The 24,546-nt window shown below is 63.2% G+C and carries 26 protein-coding genes; 23 read left to right on the top strand and 3 right to left on the bottom strand.

Annotation, left to right across the window (positions count from 1 at the left end; genetic code table 11):
• Window positions 1-9 precede the first annotated feature (9 nt).
• The 13 genes from flhF (at window position 10) to FS777_RS10755 (ending at window position 12,024) form a co-directional block, all read left to right on the top strand.
• Window positions 10-1,320, top strand: a complete 1,311-nt coding sequence (gene flhF, locus FS777_RS10815; RefSeq protein ID WP_058606081.1) for a flagellar biosynthesis protein FlhF — start codon at window positions 10-12, stop codon at window positions 1,318-1,320.
• A gap of 93 nt (window positions 1,321-1,413) precedes the next feature.
• Window positions 1,414-2,247: a flagellar synthesis regulator FleN gene (gene fleN, locus FS777_RS10810; protein WP_023533996.1), complete on the top strand. Its 834-nt coding sequence runs from the start codon at window positions 1,414-1,416 to the stop codon at window positions 2,245-2,247.
• A complete protein-coding gene (gene fliA / locus FS777_RS10805) occupies window positions 2,244-2,984 on the top strand; it encodes an RNA polymerase sigma factor FliA (protein WP_023533945.1) in 741 nt (246 codons plus the stop codon). The genes fleN and fliA overlap by 4 nt, the downstream gene beginning before the upstream one ends.
• Window positions 2,985-3,089: 105 nt before the next feature.
• A complete protein-coding gene (locus tag FS777_RS10800) occupies window positions 3,090-3,464 on the top strand; it encodes a chemotaxis response regulator CheY (RefSeq protein ID WP_167339335.1) in 375 nt (124 codons plus the stop codon).
• A 20-nt stretch (window positions 3,465-3,484) separates the two neighbouring features.
• Window positions 3,485-4,273, top strand: coding sequence for a protein phosphatase CheZ (locus FS777_RS10795; protein WP_023533920.1), 789 nt, complete (start codon window positions 3,485-3,487; stop codon window positions 4,271-4,273).
• A 12-nt stretch (window positions 4,274-4,285) separates the two neighbouring features.
• Window positions 4,286-6,520 carry a chemotaxis protein CheA gene (locus FS777_RS10790; protein WP_058639118.1) on the top strand — a complete coding sequence of 745 codons (2,235 nt, stop codon included), beginning with the start codon at window positions 4,286-4,288 and terminating at the stop codon, window positions 6,518-6,520.
• Between the two features lie 47 nt (window positions 6,521-6,567).
• The gene (locus FS777_RS10785; RefSeq protein ID WP_058639117.1) at window positions 6,568-7,686 is read left to right on the top strand and encodes a chemotaxis response regulator protein-glutamate methylesterase; all 1,119 of its coding nucleotides are present in this window, start codon (window positions 6,568-6,570) and stop codon (window positions 7,684-7,686) included.
• Window positions 7,686-8,426: a flagellar motor protein gene (locus FS777_RS10780; RefSeq protein WP_027915963.1), complete on the top strand. Its 741-nt coding sequence runs from the start codon at window positions 7,686-7,688 to the stop codon at window positions 8,424-8,426. The genes FS777_RS10785 and FS777_RS10780 overlap by 1 nt, the downstream gene beginning before the upstream one ends.
• Before the next feature lie 2 nt (window positions 8,427-8,428).
• A complete protein-coding gene (motD, locus tag FS777_RS10775; RefSeq protein WP_145255411.1) occupies window positions 8,429-9,286 on the top strand; it encodes a flagellar motor protein MotD in 858 nt (285 codons plus the stop codon).
• A 136-nt stretch (window positions 9,287-9,422) separates the two neighbouring features.
• Window positions 9,423-10,211: a ParA family protein gene (locus tag FS777_RS10770; RefSeq protein WP_058639115.1), complete on the top strand. Its 789-nt coding sequence runs from the start codon at window positions 9,423-9,425 to the stop codon at window positions 10,209-10,211.
• The gene (locus tag FS777_RS10765) at window positions 10,211-11,143 is read left to right on the top strand and encodes a CheW domain-containing protein (protein WP_145255408.1); all 933 of its coding nucleotides are present in this window, start codon (window positions 10,211-10,213) and stop codon (window positions 11,141-11,143) included. The genes FS777_RS10770 and FS777_RS10765 overlap by 1 nt, the downstream gene beginning before the upstream one ends.
• 4 nt (window positions 11,144-11,147) lie before the next feature.
• Window positions 11,148-11,627 carry a chemotaxis protein CheW gene (locus FS777_RS10760; RefSeq protein WP_003254393.1) on the top strand — a complete coding sequence of 160 codons (480 nt, stop codon included), beginning with the start codon at window positions 11,148-11,150 and terminating at the stop codon, window positions 11,625-11,627.
• 1 nt (window position 11,628) lies between these two features.
• Window positions 11,629-12,024 (top strand): DUF2802 domain-containing protein, encoded by a 396-nt coding sequence (locus tag FS777_RS10755; RefSeq protein ID WP_058639114.1) that lies wholly within the window; start codon window positions 11,629-11,631, stop codon window positions 12,022-12,024.
• A gap of 32 nt (window positions 12,025-12,056) precedes the next feature.
• Here the strand turns inward: FS777_RS10755 and FS777_RS10750 are convergent, their stop codons facing one another.
• From FS777_RS10750 to FS777_RS10740, 3 genes are all read right to left on the bottom strand, one after another.
• The gene (locus tag FS777_RS10750) at window positions 12,057-14,765 is read right to left on the bottom strand and encodes a dermonecrotic toxin domain-containing protein (protein WP_145255405.1); all 2,709 of its coding nucleotides are present in this window, start codon (window positions 14,763-14,765) and stop codon (window positions 12,057-12,059) included.
• A gap of 73 nt (window positions 14,766-14,838) precedes the next feature.
• Window positions 14,839-15,171 carry an EscU/YscU/HrcU family type III secretion system export apparatus switch protein gene (locus FS777_RS10745; RefSeq protein WP_078478879.1) on the bottom strand — a complete coding sequence of 111 codons (333 nt, stop codon included), beginning with the start codon at window positions 15,169-15,171 and terminating at the stop codon, window positions 14,839-14,841.
• A complete protein-coding gene (locus FS777_RS10740; protein ID WP_145255402.1) occupies window positions 15,168-16,718 on the bottom strand; it encodes a flagellar hook-length control protein FliK in 1,551 nt (516 codons plus the stop codon). The genes FS777_RS10745 and FS777_RS10740 overlap by 4 nt, the downstream gene beginning before the upstream one ends.
• 161 nt (window positions 16,719-16,879) lie before the next feature.
• Here FS777_RS10740 and ccmA point away from each other — a divergent pair, with 161 nt between their 5' ends.
• Genes ccmA through FS777_RS10690 form a run of 10 tightly spaced genes read left to right on the top strand, consistent with a single transcriptional unit; the run spans window position 16,880 to window position 24,223 of the window.
• Window positions 16,880-17,512 (top strand): cytochrome c biogenesis heme-transporting ATPase CcmA, encoded by a 633-nt coding sequence (gene ccmA, locus FS777_RS10735; RefSeq protein WP_058639111.1) that lies wholly within the window; start codon window positions 16,880-16,882, stop codon window positions 17,510-17,512.
• Window positions 17,509-18,177, top strand: coding sequence for a heme exporter protein CcmB (ccmB, locus tag FS777_RS10730; RefSeq protein ID WP_058639110.1), 669 nt, complete (start codon window positions 17,509-17,511; stop codon window positions 18,175-18,177). The genes ccmA and ccmB overlap by 4 nt, the downstream gene beginning before the upstream one ends.
• Window positions 18,178-18,222: 45 nt before the next feature.
• A complete protein-coding gene (locus FS777_RS10725) occupies window positions 18,223-18,990 on the top strand; it encodes a heme ABC transporter permease (RefSeq protein ID WP_058639109.1) in 768 nt (255 codons plus the stop codon).
• Window positions 18,987-19,163, top strand: a complete 177-nt coding sequence (gene ccmD, locus FS777_RS10720) for a heme exporter protein CcmD (RefSeq protein WP_023533952.1) — start codon at window positions 18,987-18,989, stop codon at window positions 19,161-19,163. Before FS777_RS10725 ends, ccmD begins: the two co-directional genes overlap by 4 nt.
• A complete protein-coding gene (gene ccmE / locus FS777_RS10715) occupies window positions 19,160-19,615 on the top strand; it encodes a cytochrome c maturation protein CcmE (protein ID WP_058606094.1) in 456 nt (151 codons plus the stop codon). The genes ccmD and ccmE overlap by 4 nt, the downstream gene beginning before the upstream one ends.
• A gap of 11 nt (window positions 19,616-19,626) precedes the next feature.
• Window positions 19,627-21,600: a heme lyase CcmF/NrfE family subunit gene (locus tag FS777_RS10710; protein WP_178091263.1), complete on the top strand. Its 1,974-nt coding sequence runs from the start codon at window positions 19,627-19,629 to the stop codon at window positions 21,598-21,600.
• Complete coding sequence (locus tag FS777_RS10705; protein WP_023533963.1) at window positions 21,597-22,133, top strand: DsbE family thiol:disulfide interchange protein; 537 nt, start codon at window positions 21,597-21,599, stop codon at window positions 22,131-22,133. The genes FS777_RS10710 and FS777_RS10705 overlap by 4 nt, the downstream gene beginning before the upstream one ends.
• Complete coding sequence (locus tag FS777_RS10700) at window positions 22,130-22,606, top strand: cytochrome c-type biogenesis protein (protein WP_058606096.1); 477 nt, start codon at window positions 22,130-22,132, stop codon at window positions 22,604-22,606. Before FS777_RS10705 ends, FS777_RS10700 begins: the two co-directional genes overlap by 4 nt.
• Window positions 22,599-23,789: a c-type cytochrome biogenesis protein CcmI gene (gene ccmI / locus FS777_RS10695; RefSeq protein ID WP_145255399.1), complete on the top strand. Its 1,191-nt coding sequence runs from the start codon at window positions 22,599-22,601 to the stop codon at window positions 23,787-23,789. The genes FS777_RS10700 and ccmI overlap by 8 nt, the downstream gene beginning before the upstream one ends.
• A gap of 11 nt (window positions 23,790-23,800) precedes the next feature.
• The gene (locus FS777_RS10690; RefSeq protein WP_078478874.1) at window positions 23,801-24,223 is read left to right on the top strand and encodes a hypothetical protein; all 423 of its coding nucleotides are present in this window, start codon (window positions 23,801-23,803) and stop codon (window positions 24,221-24,223) included.
• Window positions 24,224-24,546 lie beyond the last annotated feature (323 nt).

Raw genomic sequence — 24,546 nt, 5'->3', positions numbered from 1 at the left:
TAGTGGATAATGCAAGTTAAGCGATTCTTCGCCGCTGATATGCGTCAGGCCATGAAGCTGGTCCGCGATGAGCTGGGCGCTGATGCGGCCATCATCGGCAATCGCCGTATCGCAGGCGGCGTTGAACTGACCGCCGCGCTGGACTACAAGCTGTCCGCCCTGGCGCCTCGGGTACCGAACGTCGAACTCGAAGAAGAGCTGCGCAAGACCCACACGCGCATCGCCACGGCCAAGGCCGAGCTCGAACAGCGCCCGGACAGCAGTGACAGCAATCGCCAACTGTTCGCCGGTCAGTCGCTCACGGCGGCCGAGCCTTTGGTCGAGCCGCACGTTGACGCCCCGCAGCCGGCCACCACCGCAAGCAGCCAGGCCTCGGTGGACCCGCGCCTGTTCGATGCCATGCGCTCTGAGCTGTCCGGCTTGCGCGAGCTGCTGGAAGTGCAACTGGGGTCGCTGGCCTGGACCCAGTTGCAAGGTAGCAAGCCGCAGCAGGCCACGTTGTGGCGCCGGCTGCAGCGCATTGGCCTGTCTGGCCCCATCGCCCGTGAATTGCTCGAGCTGACCAAGGACATCGAGGAGCCTCGCCACGCCTGGCGTATGCTGCTGGCGCACCTGGCGCGCATGATCCGTACGCCCGACGTGGAACCGATCGAGGACGGCGGTGTGATTGCCGTCGTCGGCCCGGCCGGCATGGGCAAGACCACCACCCTGGCCAAGCTCGCGGCGCGCTATGTGCTCAAGTACGGCGCCCACAACCTGGCGCTGGTGAGCATGGACAGTTTCCGTATCGGGGCGCAGGAGCAGCTCAAGACCCTGGGCCGAATCCTGAATGTGCCGGTGACCTATGTCGACCCCGGCCAGTCGTTGGCGGCGGCGCTCGAGCCTCTGCTGCGCAAGCGCGTGGTGCTGATCGATACGGCGGGCCTGCAAGCCAGCGACCCGGCGTTACGCATGCAGCTCGATACCCTGGCCGGTCGCGGCATCGCGGCGAAGAATTACCTGGTCCTGGCCACCACCAGCCAGAAGCAGGTGCTGACCGCGGCCTACCACAGCTACAAGCGCTGCGGGCTGGCCGGCTGCATCCTGACCAAACTCGACGAGTCGGCAAGCCTGGGCGATGTCCTGAGCCTTGCCATCAGTTTCCGACTGCCCGTGGCCTACCTTACCGATGGGCCGCGTATCCCGGACGATCTGCACCTGCCCCGTGGGCACCAGCTGGTCACCCGCGCGGTCAATGTGCAGCAGCAGGACGAGCCCAGCGAGGAGGCCATGGCCGACATGTTCGCTGATCTCTACCACAACCCACGGCGAGCGGGTTGAAAATGAAATGTGTGCAAGGTAGCTATGCCGAGGGATACGCAGCATTGCCCTTCGTGTGGCCTGAGTCCCAGCGAGACAAGGTAAAGAACAGACATGGGTAGCATGCATCCCGTACAGGTAATCGCCGTGACCGGTGGCAAAGGTGGCGTCGGCAAGACAAATGTTTCAGTGAACCTGTCTCTTGCGCTGGCCGAGCTGGGCCGCAGGGTCATGCTGCTCGACGCCGACCTTGGGCTGGCCAATGTTGATGTGTTGCTGGGCCTTGCGCCCAAGCGCACGCTGGCAGATGTCATCGAAGGGCGTTGCGAACTGCGCGATGTGATGCTGCAGGGCCCAGGCGGTGTGCGCATCGTCCCGGCCGCTTCGGGTACCCAGAGCATGGTGCACCTGGCGCCTGCCCAGCATGCGGGCTTGATCCAGGCGTTCAGCGAAGTCGGCGACAACCTTGACGTGCTGGTGATCGATACCGCTGCCGGCATCGGTGATTCGGTGGTCAGCTTCGTGCGCGCGGCCCAGGAAGTGCTGCTGGTGGTCTGCGATGAGCCGACCTCGATCACCGACGCCTATGCGCTGATCAAGCTGCTTAACCGTGATTACGGCATGAACCGCTTCCGGGTGCTGGCCAATATGGCCCAGAGCCCTCAGGAGGGGCGTAACTTGTTCGCCAAGCTGACCAAGGTCACCGACCGCTTCCTGGATGTGGCGCTTCAGTACGTGGGCGCCGTGCCTTACGACGAGTGCGTGCGCAAGGCGGTCCAGAAGCAACGCGCCGTGTACGAAGCGTTCCCGCGCTCCAAATGCGCCCTGGCCTTCAAGGCCATCGCGCAGAAGGTCGACAGCTGGCCGCTGCCCGCCAACCCCCGTGGCCATCTGGAGTTCTTCGTCGAACGCCTGGTGCAGCCGACCAGTGCAGGTTCGATGTCATGAGCGCCAGCGGCTTCAAGATGTACAGCCGCGCCTCGAAAGACGCGCAGTATGAGCTGATCGAGCGTTATGCGCCGCTGGTCAAGCGCATTGCCTACCACCTGTTGGCGCGACTGCCGGCCAACGTGCAGGTCGAGGACCTGATCCAGGCGGGCATGATCGGTCTGCTCGAGGTTGCCAACAAGTATGACGCCAGCAAGGGCGCCAGTTTCGAGACCTATGCCGGCATCCGCATTCGCGGGGCCATGCTCGACGAGGTGCGCAAAGGCGATTGGGCACCGCGTTCGGTGCACCGCAATACCCGCATGGTCAGCGATGCCATGCGTGCGGTCGAAGCCAAAACTGGCCGCGACGCTAAAGATCATGAAGTTGCTGCCGAACTCAAGTTGAGCCTCGATGATTATTACGGGATTCTCAACGACACACTGGGCAGCCGCCTGTTCAGCTTCGACGACCTGTTGCAGGACGGCGAGCACGAAGGCTTGCATGAGGATGGCGTCAGCGGCCAGGCCGAACCTGCCCGTGGGTTGGAGGAAGAGCGGTTCCAGGTCGCGTTGACCGAGGCCATCGCCAACCTGCCGGAGCGCGAGCGCCTGGTGCTGGCGCTGTACTACGACGAGGAACTGAACCTCAAGGAGATCGGTGAGGTCTTGGGGGTCAGCGAGTCGCGGGTCAGCCAGTTGCACAGCCAATGCGCCGCGCGCCTGCGCAGCCGCCTGGGGGAATGGCGGGCCCGTTGAGCCCGCCGTCGTCGTTGCCGTTTTCCACGTTGTACCGAATCGATTGAGTGCGCGCTCGGGGCCGAGCGCGTTTGAGACTGCTTGGAGGTCTAATTGGACAAGAACATGAAAATCCTCATCGTCGACGACTTTTCGACGATGCGGCGCATCATCAAGAACCTGCTGCGTGACCTGGGCTTCGCCAACACCGACGAAGCCGATGACGGCACGACGGCGCTGCCGATGCTCGAAAGTGGCCATTACGACTTCCTGGTAACCGACTGGAACATGCCAGGCATGTCCGGTATCGACCTGCTGCGCAAAGTCCGCGCCAGCGACAAGCTCAAGACCTTGCCGGTGTTGATGGTGACCGCTGAAGCCAAGCGCGACCAGATCATCGAGGCCGCCCAGGCAGGCGTGAATGGCTATGTGGTCAAGCCGTTCACCGCCCAGGTGCTCAAAGAAAAGATCGAGAAGATCTTCGAACGCGTCAACGGCTGAGTCACGTCAGGGGGCGCGCCATGAGTTCATCACACACGTCATTGGGCGAGTTCGAATCGACCCTCAAGAAGCATGCCCAGGAGTTGGTCGAAAGCCTGGAGCGCGGACGGTTCGGCGAGGCGGTGCAACTCATTCACGAGTTGAACCAGACCCGCGATCGGGGGCTGTACCAGGAAGTGGGCAAGCTGACCCGCGAACTGCACAGCGCCATCGTCAGTTTTCAGATCGACCCGACCATACCCCAGGCCGAGGAGGTGTCGCAGATTACCGACGCCACCGAACGCCTGTCCTATGTGGTCAAGCTCACCGAAGGGGCGGCAAACCGCACCATGGACCTGGTCGAGGAAAGCACGCCTGTGCTCAACGACCTGGCCAGCGAGGCCAAAGCGCTGAGTGCCGATTGGCAGCGCTTCATGCGCCGCGAAGTGAACGCCACGGAGTTTCGTGACCTGGCCAAGCGCGTCGACGGTTTCCTGGCACACAGCGCTGAGGGTAACCGCAAGGTGGCCGGCCATCTCAACGACATCCTGCTGGCCCAGGATTACCAGGACCTGACCGGGCAGGTGATCAAGCGCGTCACGGCGTTGGTGACCGAGGTGGAAAGCAACCTGCTGAAATTGGTGATGATGGCCAGCCAGGTCGACCGCTTTGCGGGCATCCAGCATGACCAGGATCAATTGCGCGCAGAAAAAGATCGAGAAAAACATCCGACTCGGGGTGAAGGTCCGCAGATTCATGCCGATAAGCGTGAAGACGTCGTGTCCGGTCAGGACGATGTCGATGATCTGCTATCCAGCCTGGGTTTTTAAGGAGCACCTTTGATGAGCTTCGGCGCCGATGAAGAAATCCTTCAGGATTTCCTGGTAGAAGCCGGTGAAATACTTGAGCAATTGTCCGAGCAGCTGGTCGAGCTTGAAAGCCGCCCTGACGATGCCGACTTGCTCAATGCGATTTTTCGCGGTTTCCACACTGTAAAAGGGGGCGCCGGCTTCCTCCAGCTCAATGAGCTGGTGGAGTGCTGCCATATCGCCGAGAACGTGTTCGACGTGCTGCGCAAAGGTGAGCGCCGGGTCGATGCAGAGCTGATGGATGTGGTGCTCGAAGCACTGGATGCCGTCAACGGCATGTTTGCCCAAGTGCGTGAGCGCAGCGAAGTGACCCCGGCCACGCCAGAACTGCTGGCAGCCCTGGCGCGTCTGGCAGAGCCTGGCAGCGCCGACGCGGCCCCGGCCCCGGCGGCGCCCGTGCCGGTTGAGCCCGCGCCTGTGCAGCAGGCACCGCAAGCGACCGAGGCGGACATCACTGACAGCGAATTCGAGCAGCTGCTCGATTCGCTCGACGCGGTGAAGGCCCAGGCCGCAGCGGCCGAGCAGATGCCTGCCGAGCCCGTCAGCGGCCAGGGTGACGACATCACCGATGCCGAATTCGAGTCGCTGCTCGACCAGTTGCATGGCAAAGGCCAGTTCAGTGCCGAAGTGACCGCCCAGCCGGTGGCTGCCGCGGCCGAGCCGGTCAGTGACGAAATCACCGACGCCGAGTTCGAGTCGCTGCTGGACCAGTTGCATGGCAAAGGCACGTTCCAGGCTGATGCCTTGCCCGCAGCCAAGGCTGCGACGCCTGTCGAGCCAGCGCCTGCCACCACGGGCGACGACATCAGCGAACAGGAGTTCGAAGCGTTGCTGGACCAGCTGCATGGCAAGGGCAAGTTCAATGGCGACGTGGCTGGCGTCGAAGCACCTGCCAGTGTTCAGGCCGCAGCCACAGCCAAGGTCGAAGCGCCGGCAGTCAGCCGTCCTGCTGGCGCGGCGCCACCTGCTGCAGCGCCCAAGCCTGCTGCTGCCCCACGGGCGCCGGCGGCGAGCGCCGACAAGCACGCGGTCAGCGAAGCGGAAACGACCGTCAGGGTCGACACCGCGCGCCTGGACGAGATCATGAACATGGTCGGCGAACTGGTGCTGGTGCGTAACCGTCTGGTCCGCCTGGGCCTGAACAGCGGCGATGAAGCCATGTCCAAGGCCGTGTCGAACCTCGATGTGGTCACCGCCGACTTGCAGACGGCGGTGATGAAGACGCGCATGCAGCCGATCAAGAAAGTGTTCGGCCGCTTCCCGCGCCTGGTGCGTGACCTGGCGCGGCAGTTGAAGAAAGAGATCAACCTTGAACTGGTGGGCGAAGAAACCGACCTGGACAAGAACCTGGTCGAGGCGCTGGCCGACCCGCTGGTGCACTTGGTGCGCAATGCCGTGGACCATGGGGTGGAAATGCCCGATGAGCGCGAGGCCGCGGGCAAGGCGCGCACAGGGCGCGTCGTATTGTCTGCCGAGCAGGAGGGTGACCATATCCTGCTGTCGATTTCCGACGACGGCAAAGGTATGGACCCGAACGTGCTGCGTGTCAAGGCCGTGGAAAAGGGCCTGATGGACAAGGACGCCGCCGACCGTTTGAGCGAGTCGGACTGCTACAACCTGATCTTCGCCCCAGGCTTTTCCACCAAGACCGAGATTTCCGACGTCTCTGGGCGGGGCGTGGGCATGGACGTGGTCAAGACCAAGATTTCCCAGCTCAACGGCTCGATCAACATCTACTCGGCCAAGGGGCAGGGCTCGAAGATCGTCATCAAGGTCCCGCTGACCCTGGCGATCATGCCGACCTTGATGGTGATGCTGGGCAACCAGGCGTTCGCCTTCCCGCTGGTCAACGTCAACGAGATCTTCCACCTGGACTTGTCGCGCACCAACGTGGTCGATGGTCAGGAAGTGGTGATCGTACGGGACAAGGCGTTACCGCTGTTCTACCTCAAGCGCTGGCTGGTCCAGGGCCAGGTGCATGAAGAACAGCACGAAGGTCACGTGGTGATCCTGTCGGTCGGCACCCAGCGCATCGGCTTTGTCGTCGATCAACTGGTGGGCCAGGAAGAAGTGGTAATCAAGCCACTGGGCAAGATGTTGCAAGGCACCCCGGGCATGTCCGGGGCCACCATCACCGGCGACGGTCGCATTGCGCTGATTCTCGACGTCCCGAGCATGCTCAAGCGTTACGCCGCGCGGCGTATTTGATCTCGGTGGCGTCCCCCTGGCCGGGGGCGTCACCTAACGGAGTGTTTATGGCAGTCAAGGTCCTGGTGGTGGATGATTCCGGTTTCTTCCGCCGCCGCGTCTCGGAAATCCTCTCGGGGGACTCGACGATCCAGGTGGTGGGCACTGCAACCAACGGCAAGGAAGCGATCGACCAGGCGCTTGCGCTCAAGCCCGATGTGATCACCATGGACTACGAGATGCCCATGATGGATGGCATCACGGCGGTGCGGCACATCATGCAACGGTGCCCGACGCCTGTGCTGATGTTCTCGTCGCTCACCCATGAAGGTGCTCGGGTCACGCTCGATGCGCTCGATGCCGGGGCGGTAGACTACCTGCCGAAGAATTTCGAAGACATTTCGCGCAACCCCGAGAAGGTCAAGCAGATGCTGTGCGAGAAGGTGCATACCCTGTCGCGTAGCAACCGCCGCATGACCAGTTACGCCCGCCCGGCGCCCGCGCCCGCTGCGGCCTCCGCGCCGACGCCCACAACGGCCACGAGCGCTGCAGGGCCGGCCCCGGTGCGAAGCGCCGCCGCGCCCGTCAGGCCAGCCGCTGCGCATTCACCAGCGCCCAAGCGCAAGCCGTACAAGTTGGTGGCCATCGGCACCTCGACTGGGGGGCCGGTGGCCTTGCAGCGGGTGCTGACGCAGTTGCCAGGCAATTTCCCGGCGCCGATCGTGCTCGTTCAGCACATGCCGGCAGCCTTCACCAAAGCCTTTGCAGAACGCCTGGACAAGCTGTGCCGCATCAGCGTCAAGGAAGCCGAAGATGGCGACATCCTGCGTCCCGGGCTTGCGCTGTTGGCGCCCGGCGGCAAGCAGATGATGATCGATGGCCGTGGCACCGTGAAGATTCTGCCCGGTGACGAGCGGCTCAACTACAAGCCCTGCGTGGATATCACCTTCGGCTCGGCAGCCAAGTCCTATGGCGACAAGGTGCTGTCCGTGGTGCTGACCGGCATGGGCGCGGACGGCCGGGAAGGGGCGCGCTTGCTCAAGCAGGCGGGCAGCACGGTGTGGGCACAGGATGAAGCCAGCTGCGTGATCTATGGCATGCCCATGGCGATCGTCAAGGCCAACCTGGCCGATGCGGTGTACAGCCTGGACGATATTGGCCGGCACCTGGTGGAGGCGTGCGTCTGATGGACGTGCTCAGCCTGATCGGCCTGATCCTGGCTTTTGTCGCTATCGTGGGCGGCAATTTCCTCGAAGGCGGCCACGTGGGCGCCCTGATCAACGGGCCGGCAGCGCTGATTGTATTGGGCGGTACCCTGGCGGCCGCCTTGCTGCAATCGCCGCTCTCCTCGTTCAAGCGCGCCTTGCAGATCCTGCGCTGGATCCTGTTTCCACCGCGGGTCGATCTGCCGGGTGGGGTCGATCGGGTCGTGAACTGGAGCCTGACGGCGCGCAAGGAAGGCCTGCTCGGGCTGGAAGGGGTGGCCGATGGCGAGCCCGATCCCTACGCGCGCAAGGGCTTGCAGTTGCTGGTAGACGGTGCCGAGCCCGAAGCCATTCGCAGTATTCTCGAAGTGGATTTCCTGACCCAGGAGGGCCGTGACCTGCAGGCCGCCAAAGTCTTCGAGAGCATGGGCGGCTACGCGCCGACTATCGGGATCATCGGCGCGGTGATGGGCCTGATCCACGTCATGGGCAACCTGGCCGACCCGGCGCAGCTGGGCAACGGCATTGCCGTTGCGTTCGTGGCGACCATCTACGGCGTTGCCAGTGCCAACCTGATCCTGTTGCCCATTGCCAACAAGCTCAAGGCGCTGGTACTGCGCCAGTCGCGCTACCGGGAAATGCTCCTCGAAGGCCTCTTGTCCATTGCCGAAGGCGAGAACCCGCGCTCAATCGAGCTGAAGCTGCAAGGCTTCATGGAGTAGCCATGCGTCGTCGCCGTCATGCCGAGGAGCCGGAAAACCACGAGCGCTGGCTTGTGTCCTACGCGGACTTCATCACCTTGCTGTTCGCCTTTTTCGTGGTGATGTATTCGATTTCCTCGGTCAACGAGGGTAAGTACAAGGTGGTGTCCCAAGCCCTGCTGGGGGTGTTCAATGACCCTGAGCGCAGCATGAGGCCCATTCCCATCGGGGATGAGCGCCCGTTGACCGTGCGACCTGCGCAGCCCTTGGTCAAGGACAGCGAGCAGCCTGATGCTGGCGTGTCGACCGCCAGCAACGACCCGCTCAAGACCATCGCCGAGGAGGTGCGCGACGCTTTTGGCGACCTTATCAGGGGTGATCAGATGACGATCCGGGGTAACGAGCTGTGGATCGAGATCGAGCTCAATTCCTCGTTGCTGTTCGGCAGTGGCGATGCCATGCCCAGTGACAATGCGTTTGCCATCATCGACAAGGTGGCGGCCATACTCAAGCCGTTCGCCAACCCGGTGCACGTCGAAGGCTTCACTGATAACCAGCCTATCCGTACCGCGCAGTACCCGACCAACTGGGAGCTATCCTCGGCCCGCGCCGCCAGTATCGTCCGGCTGTTGGCCATGGGCGGCGTGGACCCCGGGCGCATGGCATCGGTGGGCTATGGCGAGTATCAGCCTGTGACGGGCAACGATACCCCCGAAGGGCGGGCCCGCAACCGGCGCGTGGTCCTGGTGATATCCCGCAACCTCGAGGTGCGCCGCAGCCTGACCAGCACCGGTGCTGCCAATGCCACGCCCGATGCTGCACTGCGCCGGGCTGGCACACAAAGTGCACCGGCAAGCTCAGCAGCGGTGGCAGGGCAGTGACTCGTCAATTCTCTGTCGCCCCATTGGCGGATGTCCACGCGCGGCGCTTGACCGACAGCCATCCAAGCCCTTCATTTTCCAGCAAGGCAGCGGGCACACCATGCTCCCTGCCTCACCCACGGATAGAGTTTGCCTGATGAGAGTCTGGGCAGTAGCCAATCAAAAAGGTGGCGTCGGCAAGACCACCACCACCATCGCCCTGGCTGGCCTGCTGGCCGACGCCGGCAAGCGCGTGATCGTCGTCGATCTTGATCCACATGGGTCGATGACCAGCTATTTCGGGCATAACCCCGATGCGCTGGAACATAGCTGCTACGACCTGTTCCTGCACAAGGGCAGCGTTCCGGATGGGCTGCCGGGGCAGTTGCTGTTGCCCACCAGTGACGAGCGCATATCATTGCTCCCCTCCAGCACCGCCCTTGCCGTACTGGAGCGGCAATCGCCCGGCCAGAACGGTTTGGGGCTGGTCATCGCCAAGAGTCTGGCGCAGCTGTGGCAGGACTTCGACTTCGCACTGATCGACAGTCCCCCTTTGCTGGGGGTGTTGATGGTCAATGCGCTGGCGGCCAGCCAGCAACTGGTCATCCCGGTGCAGACAGAGTTTTTGGCCGTCAAGGGCCTTGAACGCATGGTCGGCACCCTGGCCATGATCAACCGCTCCCGGCGCCAGGCGCTGCCGTACCAGATCGTGCCGACGTTGTTCGACCGGCGTACCCAGGCCTCCCTGGGAACGCTCAAGTTGCTGCGCGATGCCTACGGCGAACAGGTATGGCAGGGCTATATTCCCGTGGACACGCGGCTGCGCGATGCGAGCCGCCAGGGCGTCACGCCGTCGCAATTCGACAACAAGAGCCGCGGGCTGGTGGCCTACCGGGCGCTGCTCAAGCACTTGTTGACCTACACGCCCGCGGCGCAGGTGGCCTGATGACACAAACACGGCAAGTGAGCAGCAAGCCTCAGTTGGCGCTGCAGTCGTATCTCGACGGTCTGCTCCAGGAAGCCACCGAGCCCCTGGAGGCGCTGCCAGCGTCAGACACGGCAGATGACTTCGCCCAGGCGGTGCGCCAGGAGCAGGCCCGCGATGGGCGCGAGCCAGGCCAGGCCACCCAGGCAAAACCGGCACCTGCCGCAGCTGAACGGCCGTTCGCCGAGCCCAGGCTTGCGGTATTGCCTAGCGTGATACCGGTGCAGCCGCCGGTGGTGGCGGTAGTAGAACAGGCAGTGGTGGCAGAGGCCAGCATCCCGGTCCTGATCGATACGCCGACTGTAGCGCCGGCAATGCCTCTGGTGGACGTCCACCTGCCCGCACCGGACGTGCCCGTACCGCCGGCCACCGTCGATGGGCGTCCGGCCTGGGCTGCCGAGCCGTTCGAGTGCCTGCTATTCGATGTGGCCGGCCTGACCCTGGCCGTGCCGCTGGTGTGCCTGGGCTCGATCTATACCTTGGCCGATCGCGAGCTGACGCCGCTGTTCGGGCAGCCCGAGTGGTTCCTGGGCATCCTCACGTGCCAGGCTGGCAACCTCAAGGTGCTCGACACCGCGCGCTGGGTCATGCCCGACCGCTACCGCGACGATTTCCGGCAGGGCCTGCAATACGTCATTTCTGTCCAGGGCTATGAATGGGGGCTGGCTGTGCATCAGGTCAGCCGCTCGCTGCGCCTGGACCCGTCCGAGATCAAGTGGCGTAGCCAGCGGGGCCAGCGGCCGTGGCTGGCCGGCACGGTCATTGAACACATGTGTGCACTGCTGGACGTGGCGGAGCTGGCCGAGTTGATCGCCAGCGGTGCCGTCAAGCAGCTGCACGCCAAACCGCACATCACACCGAACACACCGCCAAAGGCGGATTTCAAGGGGTAGGGGAATGAAAAAGTCGTCCGCACAAGGTTCTGAAGATCCGATCCTGCAGTGGGTTACCTTCCGTTTGGACAACGAGTCCTACGGCATCAACGTGATGCAGGTGCAGGAAGTGCTGCGCTACACGGAAATCGCCCCGGTGCCGGGTGCGCCCAGCTATGTGCTGGGTATCATCAACCTGCGCGGCAACGTGGTGACCGTGATCGACACGCGCCAGCGCTTCGGGCTGATGCCAACCGAGGTCACCGACAACACCCGCATCGTCATCATCGAGGCAGACAAGCAAGTGGTCGGCATTCTGGTCGATAGCGTTGCCGAGGTGGTGTACCTGCGCCAGTCCGAGATTGAAACCGCGCCCAACGTGGGCAACGAAGAATCGGCCAAGTTTATCCAGGGTGTGTGCAACAAGAACGGCGAACTGCTGATTCTGGTCGAACTGGACAAGATGATGACCGAGGAAGAGTGGTCGGAACTGGAGAACATCTGACTTGATTTTCGAGGTCGGCGTCATTTTACTGGCCCTGCTGTGGGCCTTGAGCCTGTGGTTCTTCCTGAACTACACCAAGCGTCAGCGCGAGCTGGCTGCTCAGCAGGCCATTGGCGATGCCCTGCGCGACCAGCGTATCAAGGACCTCGGCAAGCGGCTCGATGATTACCAGAACGTCACCGTGCGCATGGGCGAGGCCATCCATGAGCTGCGCGGTGCAGTGGCCACGCTGCCCGACCGGTTGGAGCGGCTTGAGCAGCGTGACCCGAGCAGCGTCACCTTCACCCAGGCTGCACGGCTGGTCGGCATGGGTGCCAGCGTGTCGGAGCTTACCGAAACCTGCGGTCTAACCCAGGCCGAGGCTGAGCTGATGAGCAAACTGCACCGCAACAACTGAATATCAGGGCGACGCAAGTCGCCCTGTGCATCTCAGGGTTTGCTCCAGGAATGGTAGTTGCCTACGCGGGCAACACGGTTCAAGGCCAGGTCGTGTTCTACGGCTGATTTGATTTGCGCTTCTTTGCCTGCGAGCAAAAACAATGGCTTGCTCTGCGGTAAGCTCTGCAGATTGCAGAGCTGGCGCAAGCGTTGAAGCCTGGGGAGGTGTTGATCGATCACGTCGTTGAGCACTCCTGGGCCTGTGAGGTGGTTCAGGCGTCTGGCGTAGGCCTTGAAACCTGGCATGTCGGTCGTTGGCCGATGCTGATAGAAGTCCCCATTGGCCTGGTAGCGTGCATGCATGGCCTCGCTGATCGCTTGCAGGTTGGGGTTGCCTGGATGGCTGGCAATCATGTTGCTGTTGTAGTGGCAATGCATGCCGAGGGTGTCGTTGTTTGCCGGGTCCCCCAGAATGAAACCGTCCGGGGTCGTGGCCAGGTCCACAGCCTCTATGGCTGCACGCGCGGGATCCTCCGGCGCCTCGGGATGGGCAAGCAACGTATCGTCCACATCCATGTAGATCCCGCCCTGCGCGTGTAGCATCGGGTAGCGCAAAATGTCCGATGCCGAGGAGAAATTGGCCCCGGGGGCGTTTACGGCATCCCGGTATTGCTCGAAATGGGGGCTTTCACTGAAACGGGCATAGAAGGGCTGGTCCTCTAATGGCAGCACCTGCAGATTGGGTGCGCGCTGACCGAGTAACTGGCGGTTGGTCTCGAACGCCTCGGGGTCTGCCTTGGACAGGTACAAGCGGTAACTGAACGAGCTGTTGCTCAGGCGCTCGGCGTTGGCCGCCAGGTTATCCACCAGCTCAGGCGCTATAACTTTGTTGCCAACCCAAAGGCTGGAGATGGTTTTAGGAATCGGGTGCACTGTATCCTGCGCGACGGGGGGCATTTCAATCGGTAGCGGCAGATCGACACCAAGCCCCTTGAGGGTCGCCGAGCGCATCTGATCGGTCACTGGGCGTGTCGTGACATCGATTCGGATCAAACTGCGTCGCCCGGGCATGGCCTGGTAGTAGGGCGGGTTGAGATCATTCGAGGCCTGTTCGGTGATGAAAGCGTCATGCTCACTGTCGTAAAGCACCGTTATGTTGTAGCCGCCCACTTCGGTCTGCAGCTCCGCAGGCCCTTCCTCGCTGACCGGTATTCGTATGACTGAACGCGCCACAGGGCTGTCATCAGCCTGTACTGGCTCGATGGCGTTGTCGAAGAAAGCGCCTATCTCGGGTTCTGCAAAATGGGGTGGGTTGATCGGGCTCAGTGGGTAACCCAGCTGATCGTTCAAACGGACAGGCGTAAAGAATCGCACGCGCTTGAGGGAAAATAGCTCGGTGGCGCGCGTCGCCGCTTCGCTAGCCAGAGGCAGGGCGTTCAGCAGACCGAAGACCGTGTTGGAAACGCCTTCAGCCTGGTCTTCGAGCGTTTTGCCATCAATTGCCTGGTCCAGGCCAAGCCCGAATTGCGCCACGCCTGCCAGGGCGAGCATGGGCGCCAGTGCCGGCATAACGATAGCCAAGGGCGCCAGCAAATTGATTGAGGTAGCCAGATACCCGCGCCATTTCGCCTTGGTTACGGCCTGGTCACTGGTGATGATGAAGTCGGCATCGGCATAGCTGCGCTTGCGTTGGCGCTCGGTAAGCGCCGTGAATAGGTCGCCCTCGATCAACGGGCTGTATTTTTTTAGTTTGTAGTACACGTATTTCTTCGGCGGCCAGGGGCCGTCGGTAGTGAAACCCGGTCGGTTGGGTGATCGGTAATGGATCGCAGGATAGGCGCCCAACCCCTCAAGCGCAGTGTCCAAGCCGCTGAAGTCGAGCCCATCCGGCGTGTCGACCAGCCGAAAATAGCGGCGCAGGGCCTGACGCTTTTCCGGATCGCGGCACTGTTCACCGACCCAGTCCTTCATGGCGCCCAGGCTGCCGAACTCATGGAAGGGTGAGGCATTGCCTGGCAGGTAGAGCAGGACCTTGCGCCGCTTCTGGTCGGCAATGCCAATCAGGTCGGTAGCCGCGTAGCCATACACATTCAGCGCTCTGATCCTCAGGCTGTCAGCGCGCGGCGCCAGGCCTGCGGCTTCCCAGAGCATCTGTCGGCCTGCCTCGCTCAGCGAACCTTCCTGGACTTGCTTGTTACAGGCTGCCACGAAGCCGATCTGCAGCGCTTGTCGGTGGCTGTCGCTGGCCTCGTGCCAATACGCGTCGAGCATGGCGACGAAACGGGCATGGAAGTCCAGCTCCCAGACGAAGCGCTGCATGGCCTCGACGTCGATGGGTAAATGGGTGGTGATGTCATAGCGTCTAGGTTCGGTGCGGCGAAACAGCCCGTTGAACACAGAATAGGCGCCACCCTGCGCCCATGGCCCCAGGTCGGGCAAGCGCTCGACAATGCGTAGTGGGTGGGCAGGGAGATGGCCGGCCCAGCCGCCAGGGAAAAGCTGGCCGACCAGATCCTTGCTGTTTTCCCCTTGCCAGTTGGACAGTACCGCTTCGGTCAGGGACAGGCGCTGAACCACGACGGCTTGATCGCCCCTGTAGTGCAGGGTGACCACGTCGGTCTGATCCGGGTCCAGGTCATGGCCTTGGCGGCAGGCCCAATTGCGTATGTCGCTGGCGGCCTGGCGGTCGGGGCGGGGGATGTGTTGCAGGTGGCCGCGCACGTAGCGCAGGCCAACCGAATTGACACGTGTATCAGCCATGGTCATCGACTCATGCAGTAAAAGGAGCCGATACAGTGTCGGCCCCATCGTCGCATGGGGCCTTAGCCGATTACTACCCTTCGGGCAGGCGCAAGTGCCTGGGCGTAACGTCGCGTGGTTGGGCCGGAGCATCGTCGAAGCCCGCTGGCACTTTGCCGCGTAACTGCCAGGCGAACGCGATGATTTCGGCGATGGTCAGGTACAGCGCTTCGGGAATCTGCTCGCCCAGCTCAAGGCGTGCCAGCAGGCGCACCAGCTCCGGGTTTTCGTAGATGGGTACTTCATGTTCGCGCGCCAGGGCCAGGATGGCTTCGGCCAGTTCATCGTCGCCTTTGGCGCTGAGTGTGGGCGCCTGTTGTCCATCGTAGCTCAGTGCTACGGCCTGGCGGGGGGTAGGGGTACTCATGCGTTTTCGTCCACCCAGCGTTGTTCGACCCGTGTCCGGGGGCCCTGCGCAGGTGCGCCGGGGTAGCAGTGCAGCTCATCGACCTCCAGGCCACGCGCCAGCAGGCGTTCACGCAGTGCACCAAGCTGGCGCTCGATCAGGCGAGCGGTCGGTTCGCGCTCGGCCCACAGCTGGCCGTTGAGACGGCCTTGGGCCAATTGGGCCTGGACCTGCAGCGGGCCGAGCGGCGCCAGATCGAAAGCCAGTTCGATCCGCCACAACGGTTGCAACGCATCAGGGGCCTGATGCTCGCGGTCGGCCTGCTGTTGAGGGGTTTCTTCGCGCTGAAGCTTGACCTGCAGGGGCACGAATTCCTGCCCGTGGCGAATGGGCACTTCGGTCTGCCAAGTGGTCTGCAGGTTGCCGTTTTCCAGTGTGCCGCTTTGCTGCAGGCTGCTCATGGCGTGGCTCTGCAGGCGCGAAACGGCAGCTGCGGCCAAGCGCAGCAATTGCTCCAGATCACCTTCGTCCTCCAAGGCCTGCAACAGTCTTGAGGGCAGCGGGAATGCGCCCGGCTGGGGCTTGGGACTTACCCGTTCGAGCGTGCCCAGCGCGTTTCGAACCAGCGCCGGCACGGCCGCTGCCAGGCTGGCCGGTGGTGGGCCAAGGGCGGCGTTGGTGCTGATCTGGGTAATGAGTTGAAGCATGTTGGCCTTGAGATCGGCGCCCAGCCCCGCCGTGGCCCCGGTCATCAGTTTTGCCTCCAGAAAGGCGCCGCTGTTGAGCAGCGCCTGCGCAACGGCTTTTGCATCACCCAGTTGCTGGGCCGTCGGCAGCGCGCCAAGCAGGCGCTCGATCGTCGTGCGCAGCGGGCTGTCAGCCTCCGGGTCGCGCGCCAACTGTTGCAGGCCGGCCAACAGGCTCGGGAGCGAGGCCTGGCGATTTTGCTGGCTGCCCAGATGCTGGGCGATACCCAGTTGGTCCTGCCTGCCGGCCAAGGGGACGAACTGCAAGGACTGGTCACCCTGCACGCGCGCACTGAGCAGGCTGCCGATCGCCAACGGCCTGGGGCTGTCCACGGCCAGCACGGCACCGGCCTGGGCGGTATTCAGAAGGCTCACCAGCGCCCGGTAGCTGGCAGGCTGGCCAGGGGTTTCGGGCAGCACCTGATTGGTCAACACCTTGCCCTGCAACAGGCTACTGACCGGTACCCGGGCGGTGTCCAGGCGCGTCAGGGTCGAGACCTGGCTGGTACTTGCCTGCTGCAGCAAAATGGCCAGCCGGCCGGCTTCTGGCTGGCTCACGGTCACCTGACTGCCCTGGGGCAAAGGCTGGCTGGCGCTGGCTTGCAGTTGGGTCTGCAGGCCGTTGGCTTGCAGCAGACGCAAAACCAGCTGAAACTCCTGGCCGGTCTGGCGCATGGCAACCACTTCAGCCTGCGCGGTCTCGCCAGGGCCGAGCAACCCGGGCTGGGCCTGGGTAAGGCGCAGCAGTTCACCGGTCATCGCCGCCTTGATTGCCTGGGCGCCGTTCAGGGTTTGCAGGCCGAGACTATTGATTTCAGTCATGATTGTATACAACCTTAGGTACCCAGCCTCTTGGCAGCCTGGCTGTGCATGTAATAATGCCGCCCGCCCGTGATTGCCAGTATAACGGCAGCGCACCGGGTGACTTGAGTGGTAGGGGTCCGGGTAGCGTCATCCGAACCCTAGAACGATAAGGCAGAACTGTGACCCTTCATCTTCAAGCCGTGGGCCTGGCCTGCGAGCGCGACTGGCGCCTGCTGTTCGAGCACCTTGCCTTCGAACTGCGGCCAGGCGACATGCTACAGATCAGCGGCCCCAACGGCAGCGGCAAGACCAGCCTGTTGCGCCTGCTGGCTGGCCTGATGCAGCCGACCGCCGGTCAGATCCTGCTCGGTGGACGTCCGTTGGACGAACAGCGGCATGCGTTGGCCAGCATCCTGGTGTGGATTGGCCATGCCGCGGGCATCAAGGAACTGCTCACAGCCGAAGAGAACCTGACCTGGCTGTGCGCACTGCACCGTCCAGCCAGCCGCGAACAGATCTGGCAGGCCCTGGCTGCCGTCGGGCTGCGCGGTTTCGAGGACGTGCCTTGCCATACCTTGTCGGCCGGGCAGCAACGCCGCGTGGCCCTGGCGCGCCTGCATCTGGCAGCCGCACCGTTGTGGATTCTGGACGAGCCGTTCACTGCCCTGGACAAACAGGGCGTCGCGGACCTGGAGGCCCATCTGGCCGCCCATTGCGAGCACGGTGGCACCGTGGTGCTGACCACCCACCACACCCTGTCCCACACGCCTGCGGGCTACCGAGAACTCAACCTGGGGCAGTGGGCAGCATGAGCGTTTTTACGCTGTTGTTGCGACGCGAAGCGCGGTTGCTGTTTCGCCGGCCTGCGGAGCTTGCCAACCCGCTGGTGTTCTTCGCCATCGTGGTGGCCTTGTTCCCCTTGGCCGTCGGGGCGCAGACCCAGATGCTGCAGAACCTGTCCCCGGGGCTTATGTGGGTGGCTGCACTGCTGGCGGTGCTGTTGTCCCTGGACGGGCTGTTTCGCAGCGACTTCGAAGATGGCTCGCTGGAGCAGTGGGTGCTCTCGCCGCATCCGCTGGCACTGATGGTGTTGGCCAAAGTGCTGGCGCATTGGCTGTTCTCCGGGCTTGCGCTGGTGTTGCTGGCACCGTTGCTGGCGCTGATGCTCGGCCTGCCAGGGCACTGTCTGCCGGTGCTGCTGGGCTCGCTGCTGCTGGGCACGCCGGTGTTGAGCCTGTTGGGCGCGGTGGGCGCTGCGCTGACGGTCGGCCTCAAGCGCGGCGGTTTGTTGCTGGCATTGCTGATTCTGCCGTTGTATATCCCTGTATTGATCCTGGGCAGTGGTGCATTGCAGGCGGCGTTGCAGAATATGCCCGCCACCGGCCACCTGCTCTGGCTCGCCAGCCTGACGGCCCTGGCCGTGACCCTGGCACCCTTTGCGATCGCCGCCGGCCTGAAAATCAGCGTCGGCGAATAACGAGCCTGGGCTTTGAAGCCTGGCCAATACCCTGGATGCACCCTGATGAAAATGAGCTGGACGTGGTTTCACAAGCTGGGCTCTCCGAAATGGTTCTATGCCATTAGCGGGCGCATGTTGCCGTGGCTGTCCATCGCTGCCGGGCTCTTGTTGGTGGTCGGCGTGGTCTGGGGGCTGGTCTTCGCGCCCCAGGACTACCAGCAGGGCAACAGCTTTCGCATCATCTACATCCATGTCCCGGCCGCGATGTTGGCCCAGTCCTGTTACGTTCTGCTGGCGGTGGCCGGTGTGGTGGGACTTGTGTGGAAGATGAAGCTGGCCGATGTCGCCCTGCAATGCGCTGCCCCCATCGGCGCCTGGATGACCGCCGTGGCGCTGGTGACCGGAGCCATCTGGGGTAAGCCAACCTGGGGCAGCTGGTGGGTGTGGGATGCGCGCCTCACCTCGATGCTCATCCTGTTGTTCCTGTACTTCGGCATCATTGCGCTGGGCCAGGCAATCAGTAATCGTGACAGCTCGGCAAAAGCCTGCGCCGTGCTGGCCATCGTTGGCGTGGTGAACATTCCCATCATCAAGTATTCGGTCCAGTGGTGGAACACGCTGCATCAGGGCGCCACCTTTACCCTGACCGAAAAGCCTGCGATGCCCGCCGATATGTGGTTGCCGCTGTTGTGCACGGCGCTGGGCTTCTACTGCTTCTTTGGCGCGGTGCTCTTGATGCGCATGCGCCTTGAGGTACTCAAGCGCGAGGCACGCGCCAGTTGGGTGAAGGAAGAAATATCGAGCAGCCTGGCTGGGAGGGTCGTGCCATGAGTTTCGCCAGTTTCGGTGATTTCATCGCCATGGGTCACCACGGCCTTTATGTGTGGTCGGCCTACGGCATCTGCGCCGCGGTGCTGGCGCTTAACGTCGCCGTGCCGGTGTTGGCCCGGCGCCGCTACCTGCAAGAAGAGGCGCGCCGCTTGCGCCGGGAGAAAACGCAGTGAATCCGCAGCGCAAGAAACGCCTGTTGCTCATCGTCGGTCTGCTGGTCGGCGTCGGGGTTGCCGTGGGCTTTGCCCTCACTGCCTTGCAACAGAACATCAACCTGTTCTACACCCCCACCCAGATCGCCAATGGCGAGGCACCGCTGGACACGCGCATCCGCGCCGGCGGCATGGTCGAACAGGGCTCGGTGCAACGCTCCTCCGACTCGCTGGACGTGCGCTTCGTGGTCACCGATTTCAACAAGTCCGTACCCATCACTTACCGCGGCATCCTGCCGGACCTGTTCCGTGAAGGGCAGGGCATCGTGGCCTTGGGCAAGCTCAACGGCGACGGCGTGGTGGTGGCCGACGAAGTGCTGGCCAAGCATGACGAAAAGTACATGCCCCCTGAAGTCAGCAAGGCGCTGAAAGAAAGCGGCCAGGCGGCAACCCAGACGGGAGCGCGGCCATGAACGCAGCCTTGGTGATACCCGAACTCGGCCAACTGTCGATGATTCTGGCCATCTGCTTCGCGGCTGTGCAGGCCAGCCTGCCGCTGATTGGGGCGTGGCGTGGTGACAGCTTGTGGATGAGCCTGGCGCGGCCCGCAGCCTGGGGGCAGTTCGCCTTTCTGACGTTCGCGTTCGCGTGCCTGACCCATGCCTTCATGACCGACAACTTTTCGGTTGCCTACGTGGCCAGCAACTCGAACAGTGCACTCCCGTGGTACTACAAGTTCAGCGCGGTCTGGGGGGCGCATGAGGGCTCACTGCTGCTCTGGGCGCTGATTCTGGGGGGCTGGACCTTCGCCGTGTCGGTGTTCTCGCGGCAATTGCCCCAGGTGATGCTCGCCCGCGTGCTGGCGGTCATGGGCATGATCAGCGTGGGCTTTCTGAGCTTTTTGATCATCACCTCCAACCCGTTTCAGCGCCTGCTGCCACAGGTGCCTGTCGATGGCCGGGACCTCAACCCGCTGCTGCAGGACATTGGCCTGATCGTGCATCCGCCAATGCTGTACATGGGCTACGTCGGTTTTTCGGTCGCCTTCGCCTTCGCCATCGCCGCCCTGCTCGGCGGGCGTCTAGACGCCGCCTGGGCCCGGTGGTCGCGGCCCTGGACCCTGGTGGCCTGGGCGTTCTTGGGCGTGGGCATCACCCTGGGTTCCTGGTGGGCCTACTATGAACTGGGCTGGGGTGGCTGGTGGTTCTGGGACCCGGTGGAAAACGCATCGTTCATGCCCTGGCTGGTAGGCACGGCGCTGATCCATTCCCTGGCAGTGACGGAGAAGCGCGGGGTGTTCAAGAGCTGGACCGTCCTGTTGGCCATCGCTGCGTTCTCACTGAGCCTGCTGGGGACGTTCCTGGTGCGTTCCGGGGTGCTCACCTCCGTGCATGCCTTTGCCGCCGACCCGTCGCGCGGCATTTTCATCCTGTTCTTCCTGCTGTTCGTGGTCGGCGGCTCACTGACCCTGTTCGCCTTGCGTGCGCCAGTGGTCAAGAGCCAGGTGGGGTTTGCACTGTGGTCGCGCGAAACCCTGCTGCTGGCGAACAATCTGGTGTTGGTGGTCGCGGCATCGATGATTTTGCTGGGCACCTTGTACCCGCTGGTGCTCGATGCCCTGACCGGCGCCAAGCTCTCGGTAGGCCCGCCCTATTTCGATGCCCTGTTCCTGCCGCTTATGGCACTGCTGATGCTGGTGCTGGGAGTAGGGGTGGTGGTGCGGTGGAAAGATACGCCTGGCAAGTGGCTACTTGGCATGATGACGCCGGTCCTGGTCGGTAGCGCGGTGCTGGCCCCGGTGGCGGGCCTGATCGTCGACGATTTCGACTGGCAGGTGCTGGCCACGTTCGCCCTGGCCGCCTGGGTAGTGCTCGGGGGGCTGCGCGATGTGCTCGACAAGACGCGCCACAAGGGGCTGCTCAGGGGGCTGCTCGGTCTTGGGCGCAGCTATTGGGGCATGCAGGTCGCTCACCTGGGGCTTGCGGTGTGTGCCCTTGGGGTGGTGCTGTCGAGCAACAATAGCGCCGAGCGTGATTTGCGCATGGCCCCCGGCGAAAGCGTGGAGCTGGGCGGATATCATTTCCTGTTTCAGGGCGCCAGGCACTTCGAAGGGCCCAACTTCATTTCCGACAAGGGCACGGTGGTGGTCAGCCGCGAGGGTCGCCTTGTGGCCACCCTGCACCCGGAGAAGCGCCTGTACACCGTGCAGCAGTCGATGATGACCGAGGCCGGGATAGACGCAGGGTTTACCCGCGACCTGTACGTGGCCCTTGGGGAGCCCTTGGAAAACGGTGCCTGGGCGGTGCGTGTGCACATCAAGCCCTTTGTCCGCTGGATCTGGCTGGGCGGTCTGTTGACTGGCCTGGGCGGGTTGCTGGCGGCTCTCGACCGGCGCTACCGCGTCAAGGTCAAGTCCCGGGTGCGTGAGGCCCTGGGTGTGTCTGGAGCAGTTGCATGAAACGTTGGTTGATGGTCGTGCCCCTGGCGGTGTTCCTGCTGGTGGCGGTGTTCCTGTACAAAGGTTTGTTTCTCAAGCCCGATGAATTGCCCTCGGCCATGATCGGCAAACCGTTCCCGGTCTTTTCGCTGGCTTCCACCCAAGGCGACCGTACGCTTACACAGGCAGACCTGCAGGGCCGGCCTGCGCTGGTCAACGTCTGGGCCACCTGGTGCGCGTCGTGCAAGGTCGAGCATCCTTATCTCAACCAGCTGGCTTCCCAGGGTGTGGTCATCTATGGGGTGAACTACAAGGACGACAACGCCGCAGCGCAGAAGTGGTTGACCGAGTTCCACAACCCCTACCTGCTGGATATCAGTGACGAGCAGGGCAGCCTGGGGCTGGACCTGGGTGTCTACGGTGCGCCGGAGACGTTCCTGATCGATGGCGATGGCGTGATTCGCTACAAGCATGTGGGCGTGGTCGACGCGAGTGTCTGGCGCGAGCAGTTGGCGCCACGCTACCAGGCGCTGCTCGACGAGGCGACGCCATGAAGCGCTGGTTCGCAGCCCTGACCTTGAGCCTGTGCGTCGGTGGGGTGGCCAAGGCCGCCATCGATACCTATCAGTTTCGTGACCAGGCCGAGCGTGAGCGCTATCAGCAACTGACCAAGGAATTGCGCTGCCCCAAGTGTCAGAACCAGGATATCGCCGACTCCAATGCACCCATTGCGGCTGACCTGCGCCGGGAAATATTCCGCATGCTGGGTGAGGGCAAGAGCAACCAGCAGATCGTCGACTTCATGGTCGACCGTTACGGTGATTTCGTGCGCTATAAGCCTGCGCTGAGCGGTCGGACCTGGTTGCTCTGGTTTGGGCCGGGCATTCTGCTGGTCGGCGGGTTCGCCGTATTGGCGGTGATTGTACGGCGTCGTCGCCTGGCGGCCGTGCAAGGCACTGATGAATTGTCAGCCGAGGAGCGCGCACGGCTGGCCAACCTGCTGGAAAAAGAACGCACCCATGACTGAATTCTGGCTTAGCGCGGGCTTGTTGCTGCTCGCGGCCCTCAGCTTTCTGCTGATCCCGATCCTGCGTGGCCGTCGCCACCAGCAGGAGCAAGACCGCACGGCGCTCAACGTGGTGCTCTATCAGGAACGCATCGCCGCGCTGGCCGCGCAGCAAGCGTCGGGTGTGCTCGATGACCTGCAATTGAGTCAGGGCCGTGACGAAGCCGCCCGTGAACTGCTGGCCGACACCGAGGGCGCCGAACCCGCCAGGCAGCGTCAATTGGGCAGGGCCTTGCCGTTGCTGTCAGCGGTTCTGGTGCCGCTGCTGGCGTTGGGGCTGTACCTGCACTTCGGTGCGGCGGACAAAGTGGCCCTTACCCAGGAATTTGCCCAGGCACCTAAGTCGATGGAAGAAATGACGGCACGCCTGGAGCGAGTGGTTCAGGCACAACCTGATTCGGCCGAGGCGGTGTACTTCCTGGGCCGTGCCTACATGGCCGAACAACGCCCTGCCGAGGCGGCCCGCACGTTCGAGCGCGCAGTAGCCCTGGCCGGTCGCCAGCCCGAGTTGCTGGGCCAGTGGGCCCAGGCCCTGTATTTCGCGGCCGACAAGCGCTGGAGTGGGCAACTGCAGGCATTGACTGACGAGGCGCTGAAAGCCGATCCCAATGAGGTCACCAGCTTGGGGCTGCGTGGCATTGCGGCATTTGAAGGTGAGCGCTATCAGGAGGCTATCGAGTACTGGAAGCGGCTGTTGGCGCAGTTGCCGCAAGGGGATACGTCGCGCGCGGCATTGCAGGGCGGCATTGACCGTGCAGCTGAACGGTTGGGCACTCAGTCTGCTCAGGCGCCGGCACCTGCTGCGGTGCGTTTGAAGGTGCGGGTGGAATTGGCGCCGGCTTTGCGGGACAAGGTCAAGGCACAGGACACCGTCTTCATTTTCGCCCGCGCCAGCAGCGGCCCGCCCATGCCACTTGCCGCCAAGCGGGTGACGGTGGCGCAGTTGCCCATCGAGGTCGAGCTTTCAGATGCGGATGCGATGATGGCGCAGATGAAACTGTCCGATTTCGCCGAAGTCCAACTGGTTGCGCGCGTTTCCAAGGATGGGCAGCCGACCCGCGGCGAGTGGGTTGGCCAGAGCGCGCCTTTGCCCAACACGACCCAGGCCCAGCAGCGCCTGATCATCGACAGCCCTGATTCGTAAGAGAGTTCCCTATGCACGCGACGGTACGCCTTAGCCTGATCACCCTGGCACTGGGTTTGTCGGCCTGTACGGTGCATGGCCCTGCTTCGCAGCCTGAGCCCGAACCGCCGATCGAACGGCTCCCGCCCAAAGGGCCGGTGGTCAAGCCGCTGCCAGGTGGACAGCCTGCTGGACCTGGGAGCAAGCCTGCACCCCCAGCCAAACCAGTGCCGCGCACCTCGGCAAGCTTTGCCCCGCCGCCGGGCGGGGCGAGCCACTGGGACCCCAAGTTGGGCGTGTATGTGCTGGACAAAAAACCCAACACGTTCTACCGCCAGCGGACGTATTACCGGTTCGACAACGGCTGGAGCTGGTCGGTGAGCCCGGATGGGCCTTGGCAGCAGACCGATAGCAGTGGTGTGCCTGGAGGGCTGGGGCGGGCGTTTGGGCAGTAGATTTTTCGGCACCGCACCGGCCGCGATGGGCCGCACAACGGCGTTAATTGTGTAAGTGGTACAGCCAAAAAACCGGGGCCGCTGCGCGGCCCATCGCGGTACAAGACCGCTCCTACACGAAATGGGGTAGCCCTGTAATGTTGTGCAAGGCAGTGGCACCGCAAAGAGCAAGATGAATTCTTAGTACTTAAGACATTTCATGCTAAAGAGCCTCAGTGCCATCGAGACCGTCAATCTTGATCTTGATCTTGCTTCTAAGCGCGCGGTAGTTCAGGCGCCGCAGATCGCGACTTCAGGAGGCCGAGCGCAGGGCTTGCGGAGGG

The sequence above is a fragment of the Pseudomonas sp. DE0157 genome (assembly GCF_007678615.1).
GTDB classification, from domain to species: Bacteria; Pseudomonadota; Gammaproteobacteria; order Pseudomonadales; family Pseudomonadaceae; genus Aquipseudomonas; species Aquipseudomonas parafulva_B.
This window is presented reverse-complemented; position numbering and strand designations above follow the sequence as displayed.

Bases quoted from the DNA above. Each gene is read 5' to 3' on its own strand.
- FS777_RS10745 (WP_078478879.1), bottom strand. From the start codon at position 15,171: ATGAGTACCCCTACCCCCCGCCAGGCCGTAGCACTGAGCTACGATGGA.
- motD (WP_145255411.1), top strand. From the start codon at position 8,429: ATGCGTCGTCGCCGTCATGCCGAGGAGCCGGAAAACCACGAGCGCTGG.
- FS777_RS10760 (WP_003254393.1), top strand. From the start codon at position 11,148: ATGAAAAAGTCGTCCGCACAAGGTTCTGAAGATCCGATCCTGCAGTGG.
- FS777_RS10795 (WP_023533920.1), top strand. From the start codon at position 3,485: ATGAGTTCATCACACACGTCATTGGGCGAGTTCGAATCGACCCTCAAG.
- FS777_RS10765 (WP_145255408.1), top strand. From the start codon at position 10,211: ATGACACAAACACGGCAAGTGAGCAGCAAGCCTCAGTTGGCGCTGCAG.
- ccmD (WP_023533952.1), top strand. From the start codon at position 18,987: ATGAGTTTCGCCAGTTTCGGTGATTTCATCGCCATGGGTCACCACGGC.
- fliA (WP_023533945.1), top strand. From the start codon at position 2,244: ATGAGCGCCAGCGGCTTCAAGATGTACAGCCGCGCCTCGAAAGACGCG.
- FS777_RS10705 (WP_023533963.1), top strand. From the start codon at position 21,597: ATGAAACGTTGGTTGATGGTCGTGCCCCTGGCGGTGTTCCTGCTGGTG.
- ccmI (WP_145255399.1), top strand. From the start codon at position 22,599: ATGACTGAATTCTGGCTTAGCGCGGGCTTGTTGCTGCTCGCGGCCCTC.
- FS777_RS10700 (WP_058606096.1), top strand. From the start codon at position 22,130: ATGAAGCGCTGGTTCGCAGCCCTGACCTTGAGCCTGTGCGTCGGTGGG.
- FS777_RS10740 (WP_145255402.1), bottom strand. From the start codon at position 16,718: ATGACTGAAATCAATAGTCTCGGCCTGCAAACCCTGAACGGCGCCCAG.
- FS777_RS10785 (WP_058639117.1), top strand. From the start codon at position 6,568: ATGGCAGTCAAGGTCCTGGTGGTGGATGATTCCGGTTTCTTCCGCCGC.
- flhF (WP_058606081.1), top strand. From the start codon at position 10: ATGCAAGTTAAGCGATTCTTCGCCGCTGATATGCGTCAGGCCATGAAG.
- FS777_RS10690 (WP_078478874.1), top strand. From the start codon at position 23,801: ATGCACGCGACGGTACGCCTTAGCCTGATCACCCTGGCACTGGGTTTG.
- ccmB (WP_058639110.1), top strand. From the start codon at position 17,509: ATGAGCGTTTTTACGCTGTTGTTGCGACGCGAAGCGCGGTTGCTGTTT.
- FS777_RS10790 (WP_058639118.1), top strand. From the start codon at position 4,286: ATGAGCTTCGGCGCCGATGAAGAAATCCTTCAGGATTTCCTGGTAGAA.
- FS777_RS10725 (WP_058639109.1), top strand. From the start codon at position 18,223: ATGAAAATGAGCTGGACGTGGTTTCACAAGCTGGGCTCTCCGAAATGG.
- FS777_RS10800 (WP_167339335.1), top strand. From the start codon at position 3,090: ATGAAAATCCTCATCGTCGACGACTTTTCGACGATGCGGCGCATCATC.
- FS777_RS10770 (WP_058639115.1), top strand. From the start codon at position 9,423: ATGAGAGTCTGGGCAGTAGCCAATCAAAAAGGTGGCGTCGGCAAGACC.
- FS777_RS10750 (WP_145255405.1), bottom strand. From the start codon at position 14,765: ATGGCTGATACACGTGTCAATTCGGTTGGCCTGCGCTACGTGCGCGGC.
- FS777_RS10780 (WP_027915963.1), top strand. From the start codon at position 7,686: ATGGACGTGCTCAGCCTGATCGGCCTGATCCTGGCTTTTGTCGCTATC.
- fleN (WP_023533996.1), top strand. From the start codon at position 1,414: ATGGGTAGCATGCATCCCGTACAGGTAATCGCCGTGACCGGTGGCAAA.